The sequence below is a fragment of the Pseudomonadales bacterium genome (genome assembly GCA_041395945.1).
Taxonomy (GTDB): domain Bacteria; phylum Pseudomonadota; class Gammaproteobacteria; order Pseudomonadales; family Azotimanducaceae; genus SZUA-309.
Map to the genome: position 1 here is coordinate 507,021 of JAWKZN010000002.1, position 25,829 is coordinate 532,849.

At 61.4% G+C, this 25,829-nt stretch carries 22 protein-coding genes; 8 read left to right on the forward strand and 14 right to left on the reverse strand.

Features of this window, described 5'->3' with window-relative positions; all coding sequences use genetic code 11:
* Positions 1-14: 14 nt before the first annotated feature.
* From R3E82_18970 to R3E82_18990, 5 genes are all read right to left on the reverse strand, one after another.
* Positions 15-509, reverse strand: coding sequence for a GNAT family N-acetyltransferase (locus R3E82_18970; protein ID MEZ5552972.1), 495 nt, complete (start codon positions 507-509; stop codon positions 15-17).
* Entirely contained in the window at positions 509-2,335 is a 1,827-nt protein-coding gene (locus R3E82_18975; GenBank protein ID MEZ5552973.1) for a histone deacetylase family protein, read from the reverse strand. Before R3E82_18975 ends, R3E82_18970 begins: the two co-directional genes overlap by 1 nt.
* On the reverse strand, positions 2,323-3,291 hold the full coding sequence (locus R3E82_18980; protein ID MEZ5552974.1) for a hypothetical protein: 969 nt from the start codon (positions 3,289-3,291) through the stop codon (positions 2,323-2,325). The genes R3E82_18975 and R3E82_18980 overlap by 13 nt, the downstream gene beginning before the upstream one ends.
* 65 nt (positions 3,292-3,356) lie before the next feature.
* A complete protein-coding gene (locus R3E82_18985) occupies positions 3,357-4,385 on the reverse strand; it encodes a hypothetical protein (protein MEZ5552975.1) in 1,029 nt (342 codons plus the stop codon).
* Between the two features lie 2 nt (positions 4,386-4,387).
* On the reverse strand, positions 4,388-5,710 hold the full coding sequence (locus tag R3E82_18990) for a KamA family radical SAM protein (GenBank protein MEZ5552976.1): 1,323 nt from the start codon (positions 5,708-5,710) through the stop codon (positions 4,388-4,390).
* A 90-nt stretch (positions 5,711-5,800) separates the two neighbouring features.
* Between R3E82_18990 and R3E82_18995 the strand changes: the two genes are divergently transcribed.
* The 3 genes from R3E82_18995 to R3E82_19005 all read left to right on the forward strand — a co-directional run bounded on the left by R3E82_18995 (position 5,801) and on the right by R3E82_19005 (position 9,808).
* Complete coding sequence (locus R3E82_18995; protein ID MEZ5552977.1) at positions 5,801-7,180, forward strand: hypothetical protein; 1,380 nt, start codon at positions 5,801-5,803, stop codon at positions 7,178-7,180.
* 96 nt (positions 7,181-7,276) lie between these two features.
* Positions 7,277-8,869, forward strand: a complete 1,593-nt coding sequence (locus R3E82_19000; GenBank protein MEZ5552978.1) for an MFS transporter — start codon at positions 7,277-7,279, stop codon at positions 8,867-8,869.
* 378 nt (positions 8,870-9,247) lie between these two features.
* Positions 9,248-9,808 (forward strand): hypothetical protein, encoded by a 561-nt coding sequence (locus R3E82_19005; protein ID MEZ5552979.1) that lies wholly within the window; start codon positions 9,248-9,250, stop codon positions 9,806-9,808.
* Between the two features lie 56 nt (positions 9,809-9,864).
* Here R3E82_19005 and R3E82_19010 read toward each other — a convergent pair whose 3' ends face one another.
* On the reverse strand, positions 9,865-11,274 hold the full coding sequence (locus R3E82_19010) for a carotenoid oxygenase family protein (GenBank protein MEZ5552980.1): 1,410 nt from the start codon (positions 11,272-11,274) through the stop codon (positions 9,865-9,867).
* A 162-nt stretch (positions 11,275-11,436) separates the two neighbouring features.
* Here R3E82_19010 and R3E82_19015 point away from each other — a divergent pair, with 162 nt between their 5' ends.
* The 4 genes from R3E82_19015 to R3E82_19030 are packed head-to-tail and all read left to right on the forward strand — an operon-like array spanning position 11,437 to position 15,297.
* On the forward strand, positions 11,437-12,303 hold the full coding sequence (locus R3E82_19015) for a peptidylprolyl isomerase (protein MEZ5552981.1): 867 nt from the start codon (positions 11,437-11,439) through the stop codon (positions 12,301-12,303).
* Complete coding sequence (locus tag R3E82_19020; GenBank protein ID MEZ5552982.1) at positions 12,300-13,322, forward strand: HupE/UreJ family protein; 1,023 nt, start codon at positions 12,300-12,302, stop codon at positions 13,320-13,322. The genes R3E82_19015 and R3E82_19020 overlap by 4 nt, the downstream gene beginning before the upstream one ends.
* Positions 13,323-13,353: 31 nt before the next feature.
* Complete coding sequence (locus tag R3E82_19025) at positions 13,354-14,586, forward strand: hypothetical protein (GenBank protein MEZ5552983.1); 1,233 nt, start codon at positions 13,354-13,356, stop codon at positions 14,584-14,586.
* A gap of 54 nt (positions 14,587-14,640) precedes the next feature.
* The gene (locus R3E82_19030; GenBank protein MEZ5552984.1) at positions 14,641-15,297 is read left to right on the forward strand and encodes a TIGR04211 family SH3 domain-containing protein; all 657 of its coding nucleotides are present in this window, start codon (positions 14,641-14,643) and stop codon (positions 15,295-15,297) included.
* A gap of 72 nt (positions 15,298-15,369) precedes the next feature.
* On the opposite strand, the gene R3E82_19035 is transcribed toward R3E82_19030, so the two are convergent.
* On the reverse strand, positions 15,370-16,830 hold the full coding sequence (locus R3E82_19035; protein ID MEZ5552985.1) for an MFS transporter: 1,461 nt from the start codon (positions 16,828-16,830) through the stop codon (positions 15,370-15,372).
* Between the two features lie 98 nt (positions 16,831-16,928).
* Here R3E82_19035 and R3E82_19040 point away from each other — a divergent pair, with 98 nt between their 5' ends.
* A complete protein-coding gene (locus R3E82_19040) occupies positions 16,929-18,542 on the forward strand; it encodes a GMC family oxidoreductase N-terminal domain-containing protein (protein MEZ5552986.1) in 1,614 nt (537 codons plus the stop codon).
* A gap of 76 nt (positions 18,543-18,618) precedes the next feature.
* On the opposite strand, the gene R3E82_19045 is transcribed toward R3E82_19040, so the two are convergent.
* The 7 genes from R3E82_19045 to R3E82_19075 all read right to left on the reverse strand — a co-directional run bounded on the left by R3E82_19045 (position 18,619) and on the right by R3E82_19075 (position 25,792).
* Positions 18,619-19,659 carry a succinylglutamate desuccinylase/aspartoacylase family protein gene (locus R3E82_19045; GenBank protein MEZ5552987.1) on the reverse strand — a complete coding sequence of 347 codons (1,041 nt, stop codon included), beginning with the start codon at positions 19,657-19,659 and terminating at the stop codon, positions 18,619-18,621.
* A 19-nt stretch (positions 19,660-19,678) separates the two neighbouring features.
* Positions 19,679-20,590, reverse strand: a complete 912-nt coding sequence (gene rimK, locus R3E82_19050; GenBank protein ID MEZ5552988.1) for a 30S ribosomal protein S6--L-glutamate ligase — start codon at positions 20,588-20,590, stop codon at positions 19,679-19,681.
* Positions 20,587-21,057 (reverse strand): ATP-dependent zinc protease, encoded by a 471-nt coding sequence (locus R3E82_19055; protein MEZ5552989.1) that lies wholly within the window; start codon positions 21,055-21,057, stop codon positions 20,587-20,589. Before R3E82_19055 ends, rimK begins: the two co-directional genes overlap by 4 nt.
* A 71-nt stretch (positions 21,058-21,128) precedes the next feature.
* Entirely contained in the window at positions 21,129-22,367 is a 1,239-nt protein-coding gene (locus R3E82_19060) for a pyridoxal-dependent decarboxylase (GenBank protein MEZ5552990.1), read from the reverse strand.
* 14 nt (positions 22,368-22,381) lie between these two features.
* Positions 22,382-23,110, reverse strand: a complete 729-nt coding sequence (locus R3E82_19065) for a DUF1043 family protein (GenBank protein ID MEZ5552991.1) — start codon at positions 23,108-23,110, stop codon at positions 22,382-22,384.
* Between the two features lie 100 nt (positions 23,111-23,210).
* Positions 23,211-23,516 (reverse strand): 4a-hydroxytetrahydrobiopterin dehydratase, encoded by a 306-nt coding sequence (locus R3E82_19070; GenBank protein ID MEZ5552992.1) that lies wholly within the window; start codon positions 23,514-23,516, stop codon positions 23,211-23,213.
* 44 nt (positions 23,517-23,560) lie between these two features.
* A complete protein-coding gene (locus R3E82_19075) occupies positions 23,561-25,792 on the reverse strand; it encodes a DUF5916 domain-containing protein (GenBank protein MEZ5552993.1) in 2,232 nt (743 codons plus the stop codon).
* Between the last annotated feature and the right edge of the window lie 37 nt (positions 25,793-25,829).

Sequence of the window (25,829 nt, forward strand, 5' to 3'; positions counted from 1 at the left end):
GAGGCCCAGGCCCTTTACACCGGATCGACATCCCGCTGCAGAATGACCTTCGCATCGCCGGGTGCGTAGTAGTCGTCCAGTCGCGCGACCTCCCGATACCCATTGGCCAGATAGAAGGCTCTGGTCGGCTCATAGTCCGCGCGGCCGCTGGTGTCCAGACAGATGCGGCCACCGCCGCTCAAGGCGATGCGCCGGTGCACCTCGTCCATGATCGTGCGGCCGATGCCCTTGCCCTGCCGGGAGGGGTCGACTGCGATCCAGTAGAGTTCCCAGGAGCTCTCGGTCATCTCGTTGAGTCCGTAGCAGGCGTAACCCACCACCGCCTGATCCATTTCGGCAAACAGGAAGTCGTAGCCGGAACTTGCGCCCTTCGCCATGCGGACATCGAGCAACTCGACAGCCACGGGAATTTCATTGGGATGAAAAACTCCGGTCGCAACGACCAGATCATGAATGATCGGACCATCACTGGCTCGCGCGACATCACGCAGTGTGACCGCCGCGGACATCAGGATTTTTTCGACGGCTTTTTCGGCGCCGACCCGGCTTTCTCTTTCACCCTGGCTTTCTCTTTCACTGCGATTTTCTCTCTGGCCTTCGGAGCTGAGCGCATGCCCCTGCCATCCTCGAAAAAGCCAGAGAAGAACCGGCGGGCATTGGTACCCAGAGTCCGGGTGCGGTATCCGCCTTCCTGCACGATGAGGGTCGGTACCCGCAGAGAACGGATCATCCTGCCGTTCTGTTCGAAGTCCGCCGGTGTGAGTGCCCAGGAGCCGGTCGGATCACCGCGGGCTGTGTCGAAACCGAGTGACACCACCAGATAATCGGGGCGGAATGCGGCGATTTTCTTCAGACCCTGTTCGAGCGCTTTATGGTAGCGCTCAGAAGTGATGTGTTCCGGCAGCGGGATATTCACATTGAACCCCTCACCCTCCCCTTCACCCCGCTCTTCGTCGTAGCCGGAAAAGTAGGGATAGGCGAAGCGCGGGTGACCGTGAATGGAAACCGTGAACACATCAGGTCGCTGGTAGAAGATGTCCTGCTGACCGTTGCCATGGTGGTAGTCCACATCGAGCATGGCGACCCGGCCAAAGGCAGACAGATGATGGGCTGCGATCGCCGCATTGTTGAAGTAGCAGAAACCGCCATACACCCGATGCTCGGCGTGGTGTCCCGGCGGACGGACCAGTGCATATGCAAACCGCGCACCGCCCGCAATCAGAGTGGCGCCCGTCATGGCACAGTCGACCGACTCCCGTGCGGCAAGGTAGGCAGGTTCATTGAGCGGCGTAAAAGTGTCGATACAGTAGTAGCCGGCCTTGATCGAAAGATCCTGAGGCGGTTTTGCCGCGTTGCGGATCGGGAACACATAGGGGTAGACAGATTTCTCCTGGGTCACACCCTTGCTGGCCCTGGCGATGTAACTCACCAGGCCTGCATCGTGCACCGCGGTGATGTGTGATTCCCCGAAGTCCTTCGCTGTCACCTTGTCGAAATAGCCGGTGCCTTCGAGCGGCCCGAGGATCGCCCGGATCCGCACAGGCGCCTCCACATAGCCTCTGTCCCTGACGTGATGAATCGCGTGCTTTTCGTTGACGATGATGGAGGCGGGCCGATGCTCGGCTCGTTTCAGTACGGTTGCCGCGCCGGCTTTCGGTTTACGCAACTGCACCGGATCATCCCTGATGGATTTGACGACCCGTTCAACGTATTCAGGCGGGCAATGGCTCGCATACTTGCGCTCCAGTATGGCCCGCACCACCTTCTTCAAAGTGGCACGACTGAGGGGCTCGACCCGATCGAGCCCGTCGTAAACCAGGTAGGGGGCGTCCTTGTCACCGGGTGTGACCGGTGTTTCATATGCCGTGTTCACGATGGGATAAGCGCCCCACTGGGCATAGAACCTCAACCGGGCACGGTTCGGTGACAACAGTGCTTCGTCACTCACTAGACTCGCCTGATCAGGCGCGCACTCGAAAAACAGACCCTGAGCACCCAGTTCTCTGGCCTCATCACGCAGCCGCTGATAGAGCGCACCACCGATTCCCTGACTGGTGAGGCCTTTGCGGGCGGCCACAAAATCCAGATAACAGAATTTCGCGACCGGATCATTCATCAGAATGGCGAATCCCTGCACATGGCTGCGCCCGTCTTCCGCCACGTAAAGCAGGGTTTTAAAGCGTTTGGCGAAGGGGTTCACCAGCTGTTCCCGCACCGCCTTGATCTCTTCACCCGTCAGCCCGGGGAACTGATCCTTGAGAATCGCCTCCACATCGAGAATGGCCTGGTGATTGGCAGGATGGATGTCGTCATGGATGGTTCTTATTCGAAACATGTCGCTCGACTCACGAGATGGCCCATCGCCTCTTTAAAAGGGATGTCGGCCTTGGTTAACGCCGCGACAAAACCCGCATCGCGTGCCAGACAGGGATTGGGATTCACTTCGAGTATGACCGGCTCGCCCGCCGAATCGAGGCGGAAGTCGACCCGCGCGTAGCCCGCCAGGCCGAAAAGCCTGAAACAGGCCTCGCTCAACTCGATCAGGCGCCGGCTCAGACCTGCAGTGAGTTCGGGAAACAGTCGCGGCGTGTAAGCGTATTCGAAACTGTCTTCCACCCACTTGGCCCGATAGCCGACGATGCGCGGCTTGCCTGGTGCAAACGCTGAGAAATCAATCTCTGCCGCAGGCAGCACCCGCAACCCATCGTGCCACTCGATGACAGACAGGTTGAATTCCCGACCTTCGAGATAACCCTCCGCAAAACACGGGCGGCCCAGGGTCTGCTGCCGCGCGGACACCGCCTGCTGCAGATCGAATTCGTGATCGAACCTGCGCACCGCCTCATCATCAATGCCGCAGGAGCCGTGCTCGAAACGGGTTTTGATCAGATAGACGCCCGGCACAAACCCGTCCACACCGGGATACCAGTTCGCCGTCGGCAGACCGGCCCGACGCATGAAGGCTTTCGCCATGCACTTGTCATTCGCCAGCGCCTGGGCCGCAGCGTTTGATCCGGTGTAGGCGATGCCGAGACTGTCGAGCAATGCAGGCACTGCGACGGCGGCGCCGTCCGCGCCGGCTATGGACTCGACCAGATTGAATACGACAGTCGGACGGGAATCGCACAGCTGCCGCTGGAGGTCATCGAGATTGCCGCCGACCGGCAGCCTCTGCGCATCGACACCTTCCGCGCGCAGGGCGGCTTCTACCTCACACGCCTGTTTGAGAGTGTCGACCACTTCGGGTGCTGCGTCCGGCGGCACCGCATCGTGCAGAATGAGCACACCCATCAGACATCCGCCGCAGGACAAACCACTGCAGTGATTCTGATCATCCGGCTACCCCTGAGCATCCACTACGCGGCCTGAGAATCCGCCGGTGCGCGGCGTCCGGCGACACGTTCCGCCGCTGACTCGACGATTTCCCGGATCAGTTCCACATAGGGCATCCCGATCGCCGTCGCCAGCATCGGCAGGTCCGAATGGGTCGGATGCAGTCCCGCCAGCGGATTGACTTCCATGAAAACGGGCCGGCCTTCACTGTCACAACGCAGGTCCACCCGGCCGCCGTCGCGGCAGCCCAGCGCAATCCAGGCTTTCAGCGCAATGGCCTGCGCCTCTTCGACCACCGGTTCGTCGCAGACATAGGGATAGTCCACCAGGGACTCGCACTGCTCTTTGTTGACGTAGGAGTACACACCCTGTTCCGCTTCGTCACGGAGTCTGATTTCAAGAGAACCCAGCACCCGGGCGTTTGTCCCCGTGCCGAGGATGCCAACCGTAAATTCCCGACCCGGCAGAAACTCCTCGACCAGCACCGGCTGCCTGTAGCGGGCCAGCATCGCCTTCGCTGCAGGCGCGAGTTGTTTCGGATCGGTGATCACCGACTCCGGTGTCACCCCCTTACCGGTGCCTTCAGCAATCGGTTTGAGCAGCACGGGGAGTGGCAGCCTGAAATCGCCGCAATCCCTGATGCGGCTGATGACCTGGTGTTGAGCCGTCCGCACACCGACCGCAGCCACCAGCGTCTTCGCCCAGGCTTTGTGAAGACACACCGAGGCGGTGAGGGGATCACCAAAGGTGTAGGGAATTCCATACACATCCAGAATGGCTGGTACCTGGGCCTCCCGGCCATAGCCATTCAGGCCTTCCGCAATGTTGAACACCAGATCCCAGCGCCCGCCCGCCGACAGCCGCTGCATCAGTGCCACCGCATTGCCGATGCGATCGACACGGTAGCCGAGTGCTTCCAGGGCATTACCGAGCGCATCGATGGTACCCGGCTGATCGAACTCGGCAGTTTCCTCCTCGCTGTACCCCTGGGCCAGGTACTCATCGCGCAGGTCGTAGGTGAGGCCGATGTGCAAAGCCGCTTCTGCTTTCATGATCAACCCCCCGCTACGCCCTGCACGTCCCGATAGCGGTACTCGTGCATCTCGTAGTTGCGCAAAACCACATCGTCACCATCACGACCCACCAGATACCGGGGCTGCAGCGGGATCTTGCCGCCACCGCCAGGTGCATCCACCACATAGGTCGGTACACCATACCCTGTTGTGTGACCTCGCAGGCCTTCGATGATGTCCAGACCGGTCTGGATGCTGGTGCGGAAATGTGCCGAGCCGGAAATCGGATCGCACTGATAGAGATAATAAGGACGAACCCGCATCAGCAGCATGCGGTGCATCAGATCCTTCATCACCGGCACACTGTCATTCACCCCTTTGAGCAGCACGGTCTGCGAACCCAGGGGAATTCCGGCATCGGACAGTCTCGCACAGGCCGTGAATGACTCCCACGTGCACTCGGACGGGTGCAGAAAGTGCAGGCTCATCCAGATCGGGTGATGCTTGCGCAGGATGCGGACCAGATTCGGTGTGATGCGCTGGGGCAGCACGGCCGGCATCTTGGTGCCGATGCGGATGAATTCCACATGGGGAATTTCCCGCAGTTTGCCGAGGATGTGGTCGAGCTTGTCATCCGCCAGGGACAGCGGATCGCCGCCGGATATGAGCACATCGCGAATCTCGGAATGCGCGCGGATATAGGAGAACATCGCTTCGAGGCGTGCCTCAGAAGGCGCCAGTTCACCATGTCCGACCACCCGGGAGCGGGTGCAGTAGCGGCAGTAGGTCGTGCAGAAATCCAGCGCCAGGAACAGCACCCGGTCCGGATAGCGATGCACGAGCCCCGGCACCGGGCTGTGGCCGTCCTCCCCCAGCGGGTCGTCTGCCTCACCGGGCAGGCGAAGGAACTCTCTCGTTGTCGGGATGACCGTGCGACGCAGCGCTTCCCCGGCATCCACCGGATCCATAAGGCTCATGTAGTAGGGCGTGATGCCGAGGGGCAGCATCGAGCCAGCTTCGGAGAGCGCCTTGCGCTCATCCGCAGAAAGCTCAATGAGTCCCTCGAGCTGGGCAAGATTGCGGACGCGATGGCGGGACTGCCAGCGCCAGTCGTTCCATTCAGAGTCTGTGACAGTCGGATAGTGGGCGCGCCGGAACAGCTTCACACGGCGGCTTTCTTTGGGGGTGCGGCCCCGCACTCTGGAGCGATCGAAACCGGCCGGGATGTCCCGGTGGACGTGCGGACCGGTGTGGATGGTAGCATTGCGGACGGAAATGAGGAGAGGGTTTGTCGCCGGCCTGGGCGAGGGAGGTTCGTCTTCCTCCGTCATCAGAGCGTCGGACGTCGCAGGTCGTTTGTTCACTGTTAAGGAACTCCGAATCAATCATTTGATCACACGGGCTACATCACTGTGCCCGACCTGCCATTCGAGGGAGGTCACCACCGAGTACCAGTGTCCGGGTCGCTCCGGGATCCGGAACCTTTCCCGGGCTGGCTTCTAGTGTTCGGTCGCACCCATGGCGACGCACATGATGCCAGTTCCAACAGGTTTGTCACTGGTCTCGCAACATTTTTTGCACTCATGTATTTCGTGCAGGGTGTCGGAGATCCCACTTCCGGACTGATAGCTCAACCTGTTCGATCCCTGCTGAAAACCTGGGGGGAATCGCCCGGCGCAATTGCCGGCTTCATGGCACTGCTTGCCGTGCCATGGACGCTCAAACCCATCTTCGGCCTGCTGTCGGACTACGTCCCCTTCTTCGGTTCGAGACGCCGCAGCTATCTGCTGATCGCAACCGCCAGCGCCGCTCTCGGGCTGCTGGTGCTGTGGCTGGTGCCATTGCCTGCCGGCAGTGTCTGGCTGCTCATGGTGCTTCTGCTTGTGCCTACGCTGGGCATCGCCTTCGGCGATGTGCTCGTGGACGCCCTGATGATCGAGCGCGGTCAGCCCCTGGGACTGACCGGCCGGTTCCAGTCCGTGCAGTGGGCGGCCGTGTACGCCGCACTGCTGCTCACCGGAGTAACGGCCGGCTATCTGGCAGAGCACGGTCTGCAGGAAACTGCCTTCGGTCTCTGCGCGCTGCTCTGGGGCGCATCCTTCCTGCTCGCCTGGCGCTACGCCGATGAGCCGGTGGAACCCAGGGCGCCACACAGTCTGCAGAGCCTGCGCAATGCGCTCGCCGTGCCCGGCCTGCTGTCAGTGATCGGCATCCAGTTCCTCTGGAGCATGAATCCACTCTGGGTCTCTGTGCTTTACCTGCACATGACAGACGCATTGAGCTTTTCCGAGCAGGTGTACGGCAATACCTATTCACTGTTCTCGGCGGGATGTGTGCTCGCAAGCCTGGGCTACGCCTGGTACTGCCGCCGGGTTCGCATGGGCATGCTGCTGCACGCCTCGATCATCACCGGCATCCTTGCCAATCTCGTGTACTGGCAGATGGAGACACCGGCCCAGGCTTACCTGATCTCTGTAGTCGCCGGATTCGCCTACATGACCGGGATGCTGATCCAGCTCGATCTCGCCGCCCGGGTGGTGCCGGTGGTTCTGGCAGCGACCCTGTTTTCGCTGATCATGGCCATCACCAACTTCGCGGCCTCGATCAGTGAAGCCATCGGTGGTTATCTCTACGAGTGGCTGCAGGCGGATATCAGCGAACCCGCCGCCTTCCAGGTAATCGTGGTGCTGAGCATGCTGTTTGCCGCAGCCAGCTGGCTGCTGGTGCCGGGTCTGCGCCGCGCCCAGCCCGGCTGGTGGCAACGGGGTACACCGACACGATCTGCTGCGAACGGGATTCCCGTCGTTTCCACAGCACCCGGGACAAAACGGTAATCGCACTGAGCTTCCCGTAGACTGGTCCGCGGCAGGACCGATACTGCTCTGACCGCGCGTTCCCCTGGGGAGGGGTTGCAGAACTTGGAGGAGAGAGTGAGCGACAGGAATAAAACCCGGGTGGGTGGCTGGTACTCGCACTACGTACTGTTCGTGCTGGTGATCGTCTACGTCTTCAATTTCATTGATCGCAACATCCTGTCTATCCTGACCCAGGACATTCAGGCCGATCTCGGCGTCACCGACGCACAGATGGGATTCCTCTACGGCACCGTCTTCGCCGTGTTCTACGCCGTGTTCGGTATTCCACTGGCGCGCTTCGCGGACGTCTGGGTACGACGCAGTCTCATCAGCATCGGTCTGCTGTTCTGGAGCCTGATGACCGCGCTTTCCGGCTTCGCCCGCTCCTTTCCCGTGCTGGCGCTGTTCCGGATCGGGGTGGGGATCGGCGAAGCCAGTGCCTCGCCCGCTGCCTACTCCATGCTTGCCGACTACTACCCGACCCGGGTGCGGGCCACGGTCATCGCCATCTATTCCAGCGGCGTATACATCGGCGGTGGTATCGGGCTGTTTCTCGGCGGACTCATTCTCAACACCTGGGGCGACGCCTATCCGATCGCTGAGCAGGCGCCATTCGGGCTGAAAGGGTGGCACGTCGCCTTCATGGCTGTGGGTGTACCCGGGATTCTCATGGCGGCCTGGGTGCGTACCCTGCGGGAACCGCGCCGCGGCGTGAGTGAGGGCATCGTCAGCGAGGAGCACAAGGCGCCCTGGTCGGTGCTCGCCACCGAAATGATGTCCATGCTGCCGCTGTTCAATCTGCCCGGGTTACGACGCAGTGGCGCCTCACTGCCGCGCAACGCTCTGGCGGCTGCCATCATTGCCGGCGTATCCGGCCTGCTGATGTATCTCACCGGCAGCATCGCCCAGTGGATCGCGCTCGGCGCCGGTGCCTACATCGTCTTCTCCTGGGGCCAGTCCCTCGCCGGAAGGGACCCGGTTGCTTTCGGCATGATCTTCAAATCCAGGGCCATGCGTTACACCATGATCGCTTTTCCGACGATCTCCTTCGTAACCTACGGTGTTGGTTTCTGGACCGCACCATTGCTGCTGCGCGTGCACGACACCAGTCCGGCCGAAGTCGGTCTCTACATCGGCCTCGGCAGCGCGCTGGGTGGTCTGCTCGGCGTTACCCTGGGCGGCGCATTCAGCGACTGGTGCAAGCGGCGGCATCCAGCGGGCCGTCTGATCATCGGTTATGTCGCCGTGCTGGGTACCGCACCGCTTGTGCTCTGGATGATCTACACCGAAAGTCTCATGACCGCCTTCGTACTCAATTTCACCCACCATCTGTTCAGCGCCTCCTGGCCCGGCGTACCACCCAGCACCGCCGCCGATCTGGTACTGCCGCGCATGCGGGCGGTTGCGGGCGCCTACTACATTCTGGTCAACACTTTCATCGGACTGGCCCTGGGACCCTATGCGATGGGCATGCTGTCGGATGGCTTCGGAGCCACCGGCATGGATCCCGCCAGCGCCCTGCGCGCAGCAATTGCCACCGCAATGCTGATCTTCGCATTGACGCTTGTGTTTCTGACACTCGCCTGGCGCCACCTGCCGAAAGACGAAGCCTCGCGTCTCAGCCGGGCGCGTGCGCTCGGCGAGACGGTGACTGAAACCGGCGTCTGAACTTCAGCTCGCCGCCGTCCGGCAATCGGCGAAGTGCGTTCGAAGCGAGCGCGATAGCCCGGACCAGGGGAATCGTGCAATCGGTTGGATTGTTCGAAGCAGGCGGGTGGCAGGGGTGCACTAAGACCTCGCGCAGAACTTCGATGGGTTGTGGGTTGGGCGCTCGATCAGGAACCTCGGAAAGAATCATCGAGCGTGATCGGGGACGGGCCACGCTCTGATCAACCTCTTTCCGAACTTCCCGGCCGAATTGCCTGGCCGAACACCTCCGCCCGGCGCTACGGGAATCTCCGGGTGTCTGCACAACACCCGCAGGACTAGCCTCAAATGATGTCGAACTTTTCGAGGAGCATGAGTATGCAGGTTTCACGATCACTAATGAGGCCGGTCATCTGTGCCGGCCTGCTGGCCGCACTGCTGCTGACCGGCTGTGATCGGGCACAGGCTCCCGATCCTGCGGCTGCGGCGCCGGTGCAGCCAACGCCGGCACCGGCATCCTCAGCACCGGCAGCACGTCTTCCTGTGAGTCTCAACGAGGTGATGGTGGCTCTGGTTAATCACTCCGCCGATCCGATATGGCGGGCCGCCTGGCGTAATCCTCAGACAGACGCTGACTGGCGCAACCTGGAACGGATGGCCTACCAGCTCGAAATCGCCGGCGCCCTGCTGATGATTCCAGGTACCGGCCCGATGGATGAGACCTGGACCAGTAATCCTGCCTGGAATACCTGGTCGAAGAACCTCCAGTTCGCTGGAAAGCGCGCCGTGGATGCGGTGGCTGCCCGGGACATCGTGAGCATAGATGTCATCGGCAGCGACATCGTGGAGATCTGCGAAGGCTGCCACATCCAGTTCAAACCGGATCTGCCAACCGGTGGGCTGTTCGGCGAACTTTCACCGACCGAAGGGGATTTCGAGTCTTCTGAAGACGAGCAGTAGCCGCCGTCGCCTCAGTGCGCCGGCCTGCTGCCGGTGCGAGTAACCAGCGCGGACTTTCAGGCAGACGGACACCAGTTTCCGTGGAAGCCGAACGGCACCCGATGGTCGAGATAGGCGGTTGCCAGCGGACCTGCGGTGGGATTTTCCGCATCCAGCACCACCAGATGGCTCGCCTTGCGATTGCCATCGTAGATATTGGCCAGCAGAAAACCTTCCCCCTCCCGGGCCCCATCTGACTTCGGCACGAATATCGGCTCATTGGTCGCGCAACCCGGACCGACGTCATAGATATCAAATCTGCCGGTCCGATGATCGACCCGGCCGATGCCGTTGAATCCTCCCACCTTGAATTCCGGTTCGGTATCACAGGCAAAATAGCCGTAGCGGTAGTCCAGGCCGGTGCGGCGCTCATCCAGACGCGGAAATTCACAGGCCAGATCGTTCAGGCGCTCCCACCTGTAGTCGTCACTGTTGCGACCGAGATCGAACGTCCAGCGTGTGAGACGCGGTACCGCCCTGTTCGGATCTCCGCGGGTGCCATCCACCAGGGGGAACAGCGGCGCCTGTTCGAACTCGCAGACATCGCAGGTGACAATGTCGCCATCCGAATGTGCGTTCATCGGGTGGAAGACATACGCCGGATCTCCCCTGAACCAGCGCAGTTCCGAGACCGAACCACTGCGCGGCATGATGCCGATGTGTACCCCTTTCTCCGGCTCCCAGGCATATACCGGAGCCCCGCTCATCGCCCGTTCCATGGAGCCGGTCAGCGGCATGATCGGAAATATGACGTGGTCCCGTGTGACCATGAAATCGTGCACCATAGCTGCGTATGGGGCTTTGAAGGTCTCCGAACGCACCAGCCGGCCTGCCTTGTCCACCACGTGGAAGGACATGTCTTCGGAAATCAGGCCCGCGGCGTTGTAGCCGAAAAACAGCATTTCGCCGGTCTCAGGATCGATCTTCGGATGCGCCGTCATGGGGCCTTTGAGTTTGTCACCGAAAGTCCAGGGTCCGATGGAGTCCAGGGTCCCGGGATCCAGTTCAAAGGGTGCGTGGGCCTCCTCCAGGGCGAGCAGCTTCCCGGCATGCCAGACGATGTTGGTGTTTGCCAGCCCATCGGTTTCCATGCCCATCACACTCGGATCCGAGTCCATGGGGTTGAAAGCGCTGAACAGGCTTCGACCTGCCTCCCGCTCTTTCTTCCATTTCACTGTGCGCACCCAGCGATTCCGGTAGGCGATCCTGCCGTCATCGAAATAAAAGCCATGAATCATGCCGTCACCGCCGAACCAGTGATAATCACCCCGGGGCGCGAACTGCGGGTTGGCGCCGTTGCGGAAGAAGGCCCCGTTCAGTTCCCGGGGCACCTCCCCTTCCACCACCAGATCGGGCGCATCGCACTCCATCTGCAGCGGGGCGAAGCCTTCGATCAGATTCGGGTGACGGGGGAAGGGCTTGGCCATGGCGGGCTCCTTGCGGGGTGTGCGCAAATTGAATGACCGGAAGTATGGTAACGCATGGCACTCACTCAACGTGCGGCAGCTCCTTTTGCATCCCGCTGCCCGGGTTGACCCAGCTGGAGCGCTTCGGGAGACTCAGCCGTCCTCACAGATCTGACTTGAGCGATGACCTGGCTGAAAGAACCGCTGCTGCACTTCCTCGGGCTGGGCGCCCTGATCTTCGCCTTCTACTACTGGACCGCTGACGACAGCGCGAATCACAGGGAGATCACCATCTCCCTCGGTGCCCAGGAGAACCTCATCCGCACCTTCGAGCGCACCTGGCAGCGCCCGCCGTTGCCGACAGAAATGGCAAGCCTCGTGCAGGATCTGGTCAGGGAGGAGATCGCTTACCGGGAGAGCCAGGTCATGGGCCTGGATGCAAACGACATCATCATCCGCCGACGTCTGCGCCAGAAACTGGAACTGCTCACAGAGGATCTCGTCTCTCTCGGTCCCCCTGTGCGGGCGGATCTGGAAAGCTATCTGCAATCCCATCCCGAAGACTACCGACAGCCCGCTCTGCTGGACTTCGAACAGATCTATTTCCGTTCGGAACCGGACGAGGCGACGGCCCGGGCCAGGGCGACGGATGCGCTGGCCAGTCTGCTCGCAGAGCCGGGGAGGATCGATCCGGCCGGTCTGGGAGACCGCTCACTGCTGGCGGGCAGATACCGGGATGTGCGGAGCAGTGAACTGAGCACCCTGTTCGGGTCCGGCTTCGACACCGCCGTGCTGGCGCTGCCACTGAACACCTGGGCAGGCCCGGTGCGATCCGGCTATGGCTACCACCTGCTGCGCATCGCCCGGAAAACCGAAAGCCGGATTCCTGCGCTTGATGAGGTCGCTGATGAAGTGGAGAGAGACTGGATGAGTGAACGTCGCCGTCAGGCGGTCGACGGTCTCTACGAACGCCTCGCCGCGAACTATCAGATCCGCATCGAAGCCACCCTTCCACAGGCGCCTGCAGCGCCAGGCGCCCCAGCGCTGTGAAACAGTGTTCGACTGTCCGGGGCGCAGTCGCTGCCATTCTGCTGGTGTGCGTCGGCGCGGCAGGTGCTGCCCGGGCACACGAAGTGCGGCCTGCCTATCTGCGGATTGTGGATCTGGCAGAAAGCAACGGCCCGGGTTTCTACGAAGTGCTGTGGCGCCTGCCGACCGGGAGCGAGATTCCTCTGACCCTGCATGTTGTCCTTCCCGATCACTGTCAGAGCAATGCGGACCCCGCAGCCTGGCAGGAAAACGGCGTCCGCATCAGCCGCTGGACCACCTACTGTCCGGGTGGACTGGCCGGTCACGAGATCCTGATCGGTGACCTGGCCGCTTCCGTGACCGATGTGCTCGCGCGCTTCGAACGCGTTAACGGCACCACACAGGTCAACCGGCTCACTCCCACCAGCACCCGTTTCCTTGTCATGGAGTCGGAACGTCCCGGAGAAGTGGCGCAGACCTATCTGCTGCTCGGGGTCGAACACATCCTGCTCGGCATCGATCACCTGCTTTTTGTGTTCGCCCTGCTGCTCATCGTGGCGGGTGGCCGACGCCTGGTGGCGACAGTGACCGCATTCACACTCGCCCACAGCGTGACGCTGGCGGCCGCGACCCTGGGCTGGGTGCAGGTTCCCCAGCAGCCTGTGGAGGCTGTGATCGCGCTGAGCATTCTTTTCGTGGCGACCGAAATCGTGCACTGGCGTCGCGGCCGGGAAAGTCTCACCCGACGCAGACCCTGGCTGGTCGCCTTCGTGTTCGGGCTGCTGCATGGTTTCGGTTTTGCCGGCGCGCTGGCCGGGATCGGACTGCCGGAGCATGCCATTCCCCTGGCGCTGCTGTTTTTTAATCTCGGGGTCGAAGTGGGTCAGCTGACGTTCATTGCCGCCGTTTATCTGCTGTGGTGGCCGCTGCGCAATCGAGCCTTTCCGGAGTGGGCGTGGCAGGTTCCGGTGTATGGTATCGGCACCATGGCCGGGTTCTGGACCATAGAGCGCATCGCGGGATTCCTCCCGGGGGTCTGAACGGCTTCATCTATCTGGTAATGCAATCGTCGTGAACACCACTTCAAAATACTGGTTTACCCCCGCGATCCTCGCCTTCCTCACGGCGGCCTGCACCACACCGCCCGCTGACAGCGCCGAACGCCCTTACGACCTGGCCTTCCAGGCGCATTTCGCGCCGGAGCAAAAGACCGTCACCGCTTCCATCCGGGTGAGTCAGGGCGCAGGAGAACTGCGCATCCTGGATCTGTCCACGCCGAAATCAAGATTCTCAGACTTCACCGGTGACGGCAGTATCCGTACAGAAGGCCCACGCACGCTCTGGAGCGTACCGAAAAAGGGTGGCGAACTGCGCTACCGGGTCACAGTGGACCACCGCCGCCACGGCGCCTTTGATGCGCGGATGACAGATTCCTATGCGATCTTCCGACTCGACGATCTGTTCCCCAGCGCCCGGGTCCGCAGTCGCAGCGGCGCATCCTCCCGGGCCTCGCTGTCACTGACCGGCCCCGATGACTGGAGTTTCGAAACACGCTTCGGCCCGCTGAAGGCACCGGTCGCCTTCGACAATCCCTCACGCCGTTTCGATCGACCTACCGGATGGGCGATCGCCGGAAAGATCGGCATCAGGCGCGATGACATCGGTGGCGTTCAGGTAGCGGTTGCCGCCCCGGTGGGCGATGACTTCAGACGCCAGGACACTCTGGCATTTCTGAACTGGACCCTGCCCGAGGTGATCCGGATTTTCCCCGGGTTTCCCCGACTGCTGATCGTCGGCGCCGGCGGGGAGTTCTGGCTCGGCGGATTATCCGGACCGGGCTCACTCTTTCTCCACAGCGACCGGCCGCTGATCAGCGAGAACCGGACCAGCGCCCTGATCCACGAGCTCGTCCATGTCGCGACTTCCAGCCCTCCGGCGCCGGGTGATGACTGGATCCTCGAAGGCATCGCCGAATTCTATGCCCTGGATATCCTCCATCGCAGCGGCGGCACCAGCACCCGGCGCGCCGAGGAAGCTTTCGCCGCGCTGGCCTCCTGGGTCAGCTCGGACGGCGGCAGGCTCACCGATCCCTCCACCGGTGCAAACACCGCCCGTGCCGCACTGCTGTTCCGGGAACTCGCGGCGGAACTCGACAGCGCAGGCAGCAGCATCGATGTGCTGGCCGGGGAACTCTTCAGCGCGCCGCGCGCGGACCGGGAGCGCCTGCGCGCAATTGCCCAGAGACTGCTGGGCCGACCGTCAAAGACGCTCAAACGCGCCTACGCAGAGCTCGACGAAGAGTGATCTCGAGGTAGCCGTTCACACCTCACCCATCAGCATGGACAGGAAGGTCTATTGATGAAAAAGACAGATTCGATTTCCGCTGCGGATACGCCTGTAACACTAACCAGAATGTCGGTGCTGTGCCTGGCTGCTGTAATGGTTCTCGCCGCAAACACCACAGTAAACGCTGCGGCGACCAGCACCGCCGAAATTCTCTACGTGACAGACGAACTCCGCCTCGGCCTCTACGACAACGAGAAAGCCGAAGGCCGCCAGTTCAAGACCCTGTTGAGCGGCGCCAGACTCGAGGTGCTCGACCGCGCACTGATGACCGTCCGGGTTCGCACCGAAGAGGGTGACGAAGGCTGGGTGAAGCTGGCTTATCTGGTGGAAGAAGAGCCCGGGCGGCGCAGAGCGGCCACCCTGGAAAAGGCACAGGAAAAGCTCCAGACCGAGCTTGCCTCCGTGAAAGCAGCGCTGGCCCGGGCAACCGCGGACAGCGACGCGATCGAGTCTGAACTGCGCGATCTGCAGGAACGCAGCGCACGTGTGCCGGAGCTGGAAGCAGAAAACATCCGGCTGCGCGAAGCACTCGCCCGCTACGCCGACAGTGTGCCGTGGCTTTGGCTGTTCATCGCTGCCGGTATCACGTTTGTGCTCGGATGCCTGGCCGGTTACTGGTGGCTGGACAGGCGGGTACGCAAACAGTTCGGCGGCGTGCGCGTGTACTGAGCAGTTCCGGCACAATGGTCCGGGGCGCGACCTGACTCCTGAAAAGTTTTGCACGGACGCGGCATCGGTGCCTCAACCCGTACCAGCCTGCCGCTGTTCCAGCTGGCGCTGGGTGTCGTCATTGGAACTCCGATTGATCCGGTACTGGGCATAGAAGCAGGCGGCAATCAACCCGGGGATGATGGTGATCGGGGAGTCGATAAGACCCAGCCAGAGCAGCGTATCTTCCGCGACTTGACCCGGTACTGCTTTTTCCGGAAAGGAAATCAGCCACAGCGACAGTGCCGCCACACCGTGGCCAAGGGAGTTGTCCACCTTCGCAAAGAAGGTCCGTGCTGCGTACAGCACACCTTCCTGACGACGGCCGAGTTTCAGCTCGTTCTCATCCGCCACATCCGCCAGAGCCGACATCACACTGATGTTGAGGATGCTGCCGCAACCCGATGAGAGCACACCGAACGCCACGATGGACCACAACAGCCACTCCGAACCGTTTTCCGGAAACATGCCCATCAGCCTCAGTACCACCGGCAGCGCCGGAAACACAGACAGACCTACCGCAGTCGCCACGATCACCGCCCGCTTATCGAAAGAGAAATGCAGGCGCGCAGAGAACAGGAAGCCAACCGCATAGCCTACGAAAGAACCGGCAAACGCCAGTGTGCCGATGTCGGCCGCATGCAGCTCCCAGTAGAAAATGTTCATGTAACTGCTGAAAGCCGTACGCACACCCAGAGTCAGTGACAGCAGGAAGAAGGCAATCATCAGCATCAGGTAGTTGCGGTTCGAAAAGGCGCCGACCATGTCCGACAGAAATTCCTGGAAAGAGAAGTCCGGCTGGTCTGCCGGCGGCTGCTTGAGCGTGGGAATCCGATCCCGGGTAAACCAGCCCGAAGCGAACAGCACCAGTATGATCGCGATACTGATGAATACGGAGAAAGCAAAATAGGATTCGCCGTTGAGCAGACCGTTGCCCACTGTGCCAGCTGCAGCGAAGAACACGATGGTGTTGAGTTTGAAAACGCCGGCACCGCCGAGCCAGAAGAAAAAATTGTTGTAACTCATGATCTTCGAGCGTTCGGTGTAGTTCTTCGACAGCTCGCCACCGAGCGCCAGATGGGGTACATGGAAGAAGGTCATGAAGGTGCGCAGACTGATGGAGAAAACCAGGAACCAGCCGAACAGCCCGCCCTGTGTCAGCGCCTCCGGCGGGTTGAACAGAAAGTAGAAACTCAAACCTATGGGCAGTGGCGCAAACAGCATGAAGGGATGGCGCCTGCCCCAGCGCCTGCTGCGGAATCGATCTGAGATCGACCCGATCAGTGGGTCCGATATGGCATCAACCAGCAGAGCTATGGTTGGCACCAGCCCGGCCAGCAGCACATCCAGCCCCTGCACCTGGTTGTAGAAGAGCATGCCGAGGACAGACAGGGAATACAGCGACATGGTCTCGGCGGTCGCCCCGACACCGAATGCCAGTCGGGTGCGCGTCGGCACGGTGCGCGGGTCCACCTGCTGTGAAATCGTCGACATCCAGCTCCTCCCAGTCCTCCCGAGGTGTTTACCACGCTCCGTGTGCAGTGACCAGATTGAAGATGGTGGATCGTCAAGGCCTGTTGTAGGGTTGCGCAATGAGCGAGAGCCTGTGGGACTACATCATTGTCGGTGCCGGCACGGCGGGATGTGTACTCGCCAACCGGCTCTCCACCGATCCGGAAAACCGGGTGCTGCTGCTTGAAGCAGGCGGCAGGGACGACTATTTCTGGATCCGCATCCCGGTCGGCTACCTCTACACCATCAACAATCCCCGCACGGACTGGTGCTTGCAGATCGAGCCGGACCCCGGCCTGAACGGACGCACGATCGGCTACGCCCGCGGCAAAGTACTGGGCGGCTGTTCGTCCATCAACGCGATGATCTACATGCGCGGACAGCGCAGCGACTACGATCAGTGGGCAGCGCTGGGCAATCGCGGCTGGGGGTGGGACGACGTACTGCCCGTGTTCCGCCGCTCTGAGAGCTACCAGCACGGAGCGGACGAATTCCACGGCGCCGACGGTGAACTGCGGGTGGAGGAACGCCGGGTGAACTGGGAAATCCTCGACGCCTGGCGCGCCGCGGCAGCGGAGTGCGGCATACCGCCCATCGAGGAATTTAATCGCGGCGACAACTTCGGCTGTGCCTATTTCCAGATGAATCAGCGCCGGGGCGTGCGCTGCAGTGCGGTGGACGCTTTCCTGAAGCCCGCGCTGTCGCGATCCAATCTCGAAGTGCGTACCGGTGTACATGTCGAAGGCCTGCTCTTCGACCCCCAGTCGCCGCGCCCGCGCGCAGCCGGTGTGTGTGCGAGGATGCCTGACGGCACCCGGCACAATCTCAAAGCACGCCGCGAAGTAATCCTCGCAGCCGGCGCCATCGGATCACCCGCGCTGCTGCAGCTTTCCGGCATCGGTCCTTCGGACCTGCTGCGGGAGAAGGGTATCGCTGTGCGGGTCGATCTGCCCGGGGTGGGCGAGAACCTGCAGGATCATCTGCAGGTGCGCACGATTTACAAAGTCCGCAACACGGTCACCCTCAACCGCCGTGCGAACAGCCTGTTCGGTAAAGCGGCCATGGCTCTGCAATACGCACTGTTTCGCACAGGGCCCCTGACCATGCCGCCCTCCCAGCTTGGTGCCTTCGCACGCAGCGACCCCTCCCAGCCCGGCCCAAACATCGAATGGCACGTGCAGCCCCTGTCTCTCGATCGATTCGGGGAGCCTCTGCACACCTTCGATGCCATCACCCCTTCTGTCTGCAATCTGCGTCCGACCAGCCGCGGATCCGTGCGCATACGCAGCCCGGATTCCCGGGACAGCCCTGCGATCACGACCAACTATCTCGCTACCGAGGCAGATAGAGCCATCGCCATCGCCGGACTGCGGTTCACCCGCAGAATCATGTCTGCGCAGGCGCTTGCACGATTTCAGCCGGAAGAGTGGAAGCCCGGGCCGGAACTGACGAGCGACGAACAGCTCAGACAGGCCGCTGGCGATCTCGGCACCACGATTTTCCATCCGGTCGGCACCTGCAGAATGGGCAGCGATGCGGACGCAGTAGTCAGCGACACACTCAACGTGCACGGTGTCGGGGGCCTGCGGGTCTGTGACGCATCGATCATGCCCCTCATCACCTCGGGCAACACCAACGCACCCACGGTGATGATCGCGGAGAAGGCGGCGGAGTTCATTCTCAAAGGGCAGTGACAGTCGCTCCCGCCGAATGCGGTGTTCGCAATCGCCGCGGCGCTTGATTCCGCCGCAGGCGCCTGAATCCGCAAGCTCAGATCAGTCGCGGGGCTTCCAGCACTTCCTGATAGGCAGCGCCCACTTCCTCTGCCACGTTTTCGGCCGCTTTGAAACGTGCGACATGCACGATCGCGTCACCTTCGTGGACGAGGGGATTCTGGGTCATGCCGACGATGATGCCCTCCTTTTCGCCCACCACATCCGCGCCTTCATCTTCGAACAGATTGAAGGGGTCGTAGACGCGCGCCAGGACATCTCCCACTCCAACCTTGGCGCCGAGGTGCACACGCATGTCCAGCACACCCGAGCGCGGTGCGCGCACCCAGCTGCTGGAGCGGGCGATAAAGGGATCCACCAGCTTACGGCGGCTCCTGCTCGCCGGAAGCATTGCGACGTGACGCATCAGCTGCAGAATACCTCGCAGACCCACCCGCACAGCCAGCTCAGAGAAGCGCAGAGCCTCTCCCGCTTCGAACAGCAGCATCTTGATACCCTGCTCCATGGCGATTTCGCGCAGAGAGCCGTCCCGGGTGGTGGAGTGGATGATCACCGGCACACCGAAGGCGTTAGCCAGCCGCAGGGTCTCTTCGTCATCCAGGTTCGCACGCACCTGGGGCAGGTTGATGCGGTGGGAGGATCCGGTGTGAAGGTCCACACCATACTGGCAGCGCGCGACGATTTCGGTCACGAATATGTTGGCAAGCCGGGCAGCGAGGGAACCGGTTGCCGAGCCGGGAAATGAACGGTTGAGATCCCGCCGGTCCGGCAGATAGCGGGACTGCTGCAGCATGCCGAAGCCATTCACTACCGGAATCGCCAGCAGGGTGCCGGCCAGATTGCGCATCGTGCGCTGCCGCAGCAGGCGCCGCACGATGTCGACTCCGTTGATTTCGTCACCATGGATGGCGGCAGATACGAACATGACCGGCCCGGGACGCCGTCCGTGAATCACATACACGGGCAGCGTCAGAGGCGCATCGTGGGAGTACAGGCTGGCAATCGGCAGATGCACCAGGGCACGTTCGCCCGCTGCGATGGTCTCTGTACCAATGGTGAAAGGCGCTGCTCGCGACATGATCAGATGTCCTGATGAATCAGCCCTTACCCCGGGTTCGAGTACGGTTGGGCTTGGCGCTCTTCTCGATGAATTCGATGATCATATCCGCCACATTCTGCCCGGTGGCTGCTTCGATACCCTGGATGCCTGGAGAGGAGTTCACCTCCATCACCAGCGGCCCCCGCTTCGAACGCAGCAGGTCCACACCACAGACGTTCAGACCCATGATTTTGGCCGCGTTCACCGCAGTCTGTCTTTCCGCCGGCTTCAATCGCACCAGCTCCGCGGAGCCACCACGATGCAGATTCGAACGGAATTCACCTTCGGGAGCCGAACGACGCATCGCGGCGATGACCTTGTCTCCCACCACAAAACAGCGGATGTCCGAACCCCCGGATTCCTTGATGAATTCCTGGACGAGAATGTTGGCACGCAATCCCATGAATCCCTGAATCACACTTTCTGCCGCCTGCTCCGTCTCCGCCAGCACGACCCCGATACCCTGGGTACCTTCGAGCAGTTTGATCACCAGGGGTGCGCCGCCTACTTCCTTGATCAGACGCTTGACGTCGTCGGGCCGGTTTGCAAACGCCGTGACCGGAATGCCCACACCCTTTCTGGACAGGAGCTGCAGGGAGCGCAGCTTGTCTCGGGAGCGGGTGATCGCAACGGACTCGTTGACACAGTAAACACCCATCATCTCGAACTGGCGCACCACGGCAGCACCATAGAAGGTCACGGAAGAACCGATTCGTGGAATCGCCGCGTCGAATGACTGGGAGTCAAATTCTTCGTCCCTGTAATGCACGGTCGGCGCTTCCGAAGTGATATCCATGAAACAGTGGGTGTGGTCGATCACCCGCACGTCGTGACCGCGCGCTTCCGCCGCTTCCACGAGGCGTTTGGTCGAGTAGATCTTCTTACTGCGGGAGAGAATGGCAATCTTCATGATGATTTCTTCCGTTTTCTGCGTGTAGGGTCCTTACGACTGGACACCCGATAAGAGCTCGCCGGATCGACAACGAATGCATCCCGCACTGCCGTGCGGCCGAGCAGCATTCGAAAACCCATATTGTCCCGATCGGTGAGCGTGAGTTCGATAGACCAGGTATGACTGCCTAAAGTCACCGGAGTTTCGATCACGAAGCGCTCCTCTTCGTGACCGCCGGAATCCCGTACCACCCGGCGATCGAGCACGGGTGCTTCACACCAGACTTCAGGTTCCGTGCGGCGTTGCTCGGGGTGAATGCCGAACTTCACCCAGCGCGCTCCGTTGCGCTCGAAGGGTTCGAGACGAAAGGCGTGCAGCGCGGAGGTACGCGCGCCAGTGTCCACCTTGACCTTTACCCGGTCGATGCCCAGTTCCGGCAGCCGCACCCACTCCCGCCAGCCGATGGTCTGTTTGATCTCAGACACAATGTTTTCCGGATACGGTGGAAGGATTCCCCAGGAAATTGCAGCGCGAGGAAGAACTGATCAACGGCCTTTTAACTGTAGCGTGCCTCGAAGTCGCCGCGTCCGGCGCCTTCGGCAACCGCCTGCAGACTCTCCTTCAGGTCGTTCAGGTAGACGTCTGTCACCTGCAGATGGAAGGGCGAGAGCATGAGATGCAACGCGGGAGGCCGGGTGGTGAGACTGGTGAACCAGCCCTTGCGATACATCTGCTTATAGATGGCGAACACATCCAGTTCCGGGTGGGAGAAAGCCAGGATACCGAGCAGCGGCTGGCCGAGCACTTCGAATCCCAGCTTTCGCACCCCTTCCTCGATCAGTTCACGGGCCCGGGTGACCTCCCCCTGCTTTTTCCGGTAACCGGACACACCGAGAAAATTCATCACGGCCCAGGCGGCGGAGATGGCCCCACCTGGCCGGGTGCCCGCCAGCGTGGGCGTAATCATTCGGCCACCGGGCCAGTCGGCACAGTCAAACACCATGTACCCGTGCAGCTCGGCACTTCGATAGAGCACCGTGGATGCACCTTTCGCACAATAGCCGTATTTGTGCAGATCGGCGGACATGGACATCACACCGGGAACTTCAAAGTCAAAAGGGGGAATCGGCGCGCCGTTCATCCGCACAAAGGGGGCGATGTAGCCGCCGACACAGGCGTCCACGTGCAACCAAACGGCCCGCTTTTCAGCGACTGCGCTGAGCGCAGGGATGTCATCGATGAGGCCATAAGGGAAACTCGGCGCTGAACCCACCAGCATGATGGTGCTGGCATCGCAGGCCGCATCCATTGCCTGGGTATCCGCGAGCAGATCTGCGGCCACCGGTATCCGGCGCACTTCGAGCTGCATCAGCTTGGCCGCCTTGTCGAAGGCGGGATGCGCGGAGTAAGGCAGAACCAGGTTGGCACGCCCTTTCACGCCTCGTTCGGCGATGGCGTAATCCCGGGCTGTTTTTACTGCCATGGTAATCGAGTCGGTACCGCCCGAAGTCATGGTGCCCCTGGCACCCTCGGGCGCGTGAAGCAGCGACAGCCCCATGCCGATCACTTCGTCTTCCATCTGTTTAAGGCTGGGGAAGGCGAGCGGACCCAGCCCGTTTTCAGACATGTAGAGGGTGTAGGCTTCTTTCTGCACGGCGGCAACTTCCTCACCGGCATTGAAGACGTAAACTGCAGTACGTCCCTCCCGCCAGCGTGCATCGCCCGCGCCGCGCTCTATCATCTGCGCTTTGAGTGCAGACCAATCGGTACCTTGATCGGGCATGGGCTTGTGCATCGTCTGACTCCCGATCAGCCCCGCCCGGCCTGACGATCCGCCTTGGGATCGGCACCCGTCTTGGGCCCGGCATCCGCCCTGAGGTCGGCATCCGTTTTGGGCTCGGCATCCGCTTTCGATTGCAGGTCCACAGCGACCACCCTGGCGGAGCGTGCGCCGTCTTCGACGCTTCGCACAGCGGCGGCTTCTGGCGGTGCGTCCACGATATCTTTGATCAGGGGTGGTTCGGTTCGCGCGACACTTTCACCCGTCTGCCTGTGTTCAGGCGCCTTGTCTGCGGATGGTTTGTCTGCGGGTGGCTTGTCTGAAGACGCCTTAGCTGCTGGTGCCTGGTCGCCAGAGGCTTCAGTTGCAGGGGCGTCCTTCGGCTTCGATGCCGCAGGTGCTTCCGTTTGATTCACCACATCCTGCTCGAGATGCGTGAGCAGTGGCTGGTAGCCCTGTTCCAGCAGCTCCCGGGCACGACCCTCAGACAGTCCCAGCGCCTGGGCGCTGTCTGAGTAGTGGTCCAGAAAAGCCTTGTAGTCTTTCGCCAGATGACCGAACAGCACCGCGCTGCGCTCGAAATGCTCACTCACCCGGCCCTCAACCTGCTTCGCGTTATTGCGCGCAGTTTCGAGTTCGGTCTCGAGATCATCGAGCTGTTTTCGGGTCGGTGCGCCTCGTCGCGCGAGAAAAAAAGTGATGAGGGCAGATGCCGCAGCTGCGGCAAGCACCAGTAGTATCCAGATTTCTGTGCTCACTTGCGCTCCCATGCCGGAAAGGGAGCAGTATCCCCCAAACAAGGGGCAAGGTGTAGCTTGCACGGTTGCAGTGCGGTTACGGCGCGATTGTGGCACGCTGTCAGGCGGTTGCGCTCGCAGCCTCGTTCATCGAATGCGCAAGTGCAAAGTCGCGGGTGGTGAGGCCCCGGGCATCATGAGTGGTGAGGTCGACCCGCACGGTGCGGTAGACGTTGAACCACTCGGGATGGTGGTCCATGCGCTCGGCGACAAGCGCACACCGCGTCATGAAGGCAAAGGCTGCAACGAAGTCAGTGAACTGAAAGGTTCGCTGCAGTTTGCCCTCGACCAGCACCCAGTCAGCGCCCTCGGCATTGAGCTCAGCGAGACGCGCCGCGATCTCGGCCTCTGTCAGCTTCTGCCCCATTCAAGCCCCCCTTCCAAGCTGACCCTGCGCGCTTCCCACATGGATCAGTTCAGCAGATCGAAGATATAACTGTACTTGAGTATGAACTCCCGGCTCTTCCAGCGCTGGCCGACCAGATCCTCGTTGAGTTCGTTGTACACCAGGTAAAGGCCCGCATTGGCTGACTGCAGCCAGGCGAAGCGCACATTGGTGGCCACCGAATCGTCCCGGTTGTCGTACTGCACCAGCGTCTCCAGAGAGATCTTCGGGGTGAAGGAATACGCGAGCCGCAGAACGCCGACACTGACCTTCACCTTGCCATCGGGCTGATCCAGATCGATGTCGTTGTAGTTCCAGGAAAGTGACGAGTTGAAGGCATCACCGATGCGATAGCTGATCCCCGGAATCAGTGTGACCTTGTCGCCGCTGAAATAGCCCCCGACACGGGTTTCCAGCTCGAAACTCAGCGGCGCACCCTGGTTGGTGAACATCACCAGCTGCATTTCCGAAGTGTCGTAGTCACCCGGTTGCACACTGACCCCGTCTGCGATCTCAAAAGGCGTGGCCACGGTTTCATGGATGAAATTCACACCGGTATGAATCTCACCACCGGTCTTGAACTCCCAGTGATTGTCCACGTGCACGAAGCCGGACTCGTAGACATCATCGAAATTCCAGTACCCGCGATAGGACACATGCGGACGCAGCTCCTGCAGACCCCAGAAATTGTCTGGCCGGATGCGCCGCAGCACCCGGAAGTCCGCCTTGCGATAATCGGTGCGGCGGACAAAGCCCACTTCCGGATTGAAATCTTCACCGACTTCGGAGTAGCCGATCGAGTTCGACCAGGCTTCCGAGTTGAAGTCAGCCTTCAGAGAAAAGGCGTGATCCTTGCCGTCCAGATCCTGTGTGTCCGTTTTTGCCACGAAACCGGAAATCAGCAGATCGTCACCCAGACCGAGACGGCCATCCAGGCCATAGGTGCGATTGTAGTCATCGCTGGCGGACACGCCGGGCAGGCCGCCGTTGCCGTCACGCTGTACGTAGATGCCGCCAACCGACGAGCGATTGCGCAGTTCCTGGTTGAGCCGGATGACGGAAAAGTCATTGCGCGGCGCGACATCGTCCACCGACTGGGAACGCATCTGCAGCAGACCGACGTTGGTACGTTCCCCCACCTTGCCGGAAAGCCGCAGACCGCCATCGATGGGTATCTGTGAGCCATCCGAACCGATACCGATTCTGCGGCTGAAAAAGAGCTCGACTTCTTCAGGCAGCCCCACCGAAAACTGACCGGCGTTCTCCAGAAAGAAAGGCCGCTTTTCCGGCAGGAAGACGTTGAACCGATCCAGATTCACCACCACTTCGTCCACTTCCACCTGGGCGAAGTCGGTGTTGTAGGTCGCGTCGAGTGTCAGACTCGGTGTGACCGAGTACTTCAGGTCGACACCGAATTCGGTGTCCGTGTCGGTGCCGGACACATCGGTGCCCCGTGTGGCCCGGCCCAGCGCATAAGGGGTGACTTTCAGATTCCGCTGGGCCGGCAGTGTAACGCCTTCCAGTCTGCCCGCCTGGGAGACGCGATACAGATTGTACTGTCTCGGCAGCGGCGACCAGAAGGCGACTTCGTTGTTGCGACGGATGTTGCGCTGGAAATTGATTCCCCAGATCTGGGCGTCTTTTCCCTTGTAGCGAAGGGAGCGGAAAGGGATGGCCATTTCCACGCTCCAGCCATAGTCGCCGATCCGGGTTGCCACATCCCAGGTCGTGTCCCAGTCCCGGTTGAAGCCACCACCGGTACCGCTGCCGAACTGATTGCCACCTTCCTTGGTCACCTGCCCGTCGTACTGCAGACCGGACGGGTTGGTGCCAAACACAAATCCGTTCTGCCCATCGAGGTAGGTATCCATGATGACCTGGAAACTGTCGGTCTGATCCAGATCCGCGTCCCGCCGGGAGTCCGACACGATGATGCCGGCAGGATTGTCATCGTAGAGCACGGCGGCAATGTAGAGTGTGTCTTCCGTGTAACCCATGTAGACCTGGGTTCGCTGAGTCGCCGGCTGACCTTCCCTGGGCTGGATCTGCCAGAAGCCGCTGGTCGCCTTTGCACCTTCCCAGACCGGATCTCCAAGCACGTCCCCGTCGAGCATCGGAGCGCCGGAGAGCGGATACGCCTGCGTGGCCGGAGGCACGGCAGGCGGCATTCTGGTCGAATCCTGGGCGTGCAGAGGTGTCGCGAAGAGCAATGCAGCGCCGAGACTTGCGGATACAATCCGCAGCAGTAATTCATTCATCGATGATCATTCAGCTGGAAGCGAGAACGTCGCGGGC

Bases quoted from the DNA above. Each gene is read 5' to 3' on its own strand.
- R3E82_19005 (MEZ5552979.1), top strand. From the start codon at position 9,248: ATGAGGCCGGTCATCTGTGCCGGCCTGCTGGCCGCACTGCTGCTGACC.
- R3E82_18975 (MEZ5552973.1), bottom strand. From the start codon at position 2,335: ATGTTTCGAATAAGAACCATCCATGACGACATCCATCCTGCCAATCAC.
- R3E82_19070 (MEZ5552992.1), bottom strand. From the start codon at position 23,516: ATGGGGCAGAAGCTGACAGAGGCCGAGATCGCGGCGCGTCTCGCTGAG.
- R3E82_19015 (MEZ5552981.1), top strand. From the start codon at position 11,437: ATGACCTGGCTGAAAGAACCGCTGCTGCACTTCCTCGGGCTGGGCGCC.
- rimK (MEZ5552988.1), bottom strand. From the start codon at position 20,590: ATGAAGATTGCCATTCTCTCCCGCAGTAAGAAGATCTACTCGACCAAA.
- R3E82_19035 (MEZ5552985.1), bottom strand. From the start codon at position 16,830: ATGTCGACGATTTCACAGCAGGTGGACCCGCGCACCGTGCCGACGCGC.
- R3E82_19045 (MEZ5552987.1), bottom strand. From the start codon at position 19,659: ATGTCGCGAGCAGCGCCTTTCACCATTGGTACAGAGACCATCGCAGCG.
- R3E82_18985 (MEZ5552975.1), bottom strand. From the start codon at position 4,385: ATGAAAGCAGAAGCGGCTTTGCACATCGGCCTCACCTACGACCTGCGC.
- R3E82_18980 (MEZ5552974.1), bottom strand. From the start codon at position 3,291: ATGGGTGTGCTCATTCTGCACGATGCGGTGCCGCCGGACGCAGCACCC.
- R3E82_19075 (MEZ5552993.1), bottom strand. From the start codon at position 25,792: ATGAATGAATTACTGCTGCGGATTGTATCCGCAAGTCTCGGCGCTGCA.
- R3E82_18970 (MEZ5552972.1), bottom strand. From the start codon at position 509: ATGTCCGCGGCGGTCACACTGCGTGATGTCGCGCGAGCCAGTGATGGT.
- R3E82_19030 (MEZ5552984.1), top strand. From the start codon at position 14,641: ATGAAAAAGACAGATTCGATTTCCGCTGCGGATACGCCTGTAACACTA.
- R3E82_19010 (MEZ5552980.1), bottom strand. From the start codon at position 11,274: ATGGCCAAGCCCTTCCCCCGTCACCCGAATCTGATCGAAGGCTTCGCC.
- R3E82_19060 (MEZ5552990.1), bottom strand. From the start codon at position 22,367: ATGCACAAGCCCATGCCCGATCAAGGTACCGATTGGTCTGCACTCAAA.
- R3E82_19040 (MEZ5552986.1), top strand. From the start codon at position 16,929: ATGAGCGAGAGCCTGTGGGACTACATCATTGTCGGTGCCGGCACGGCG.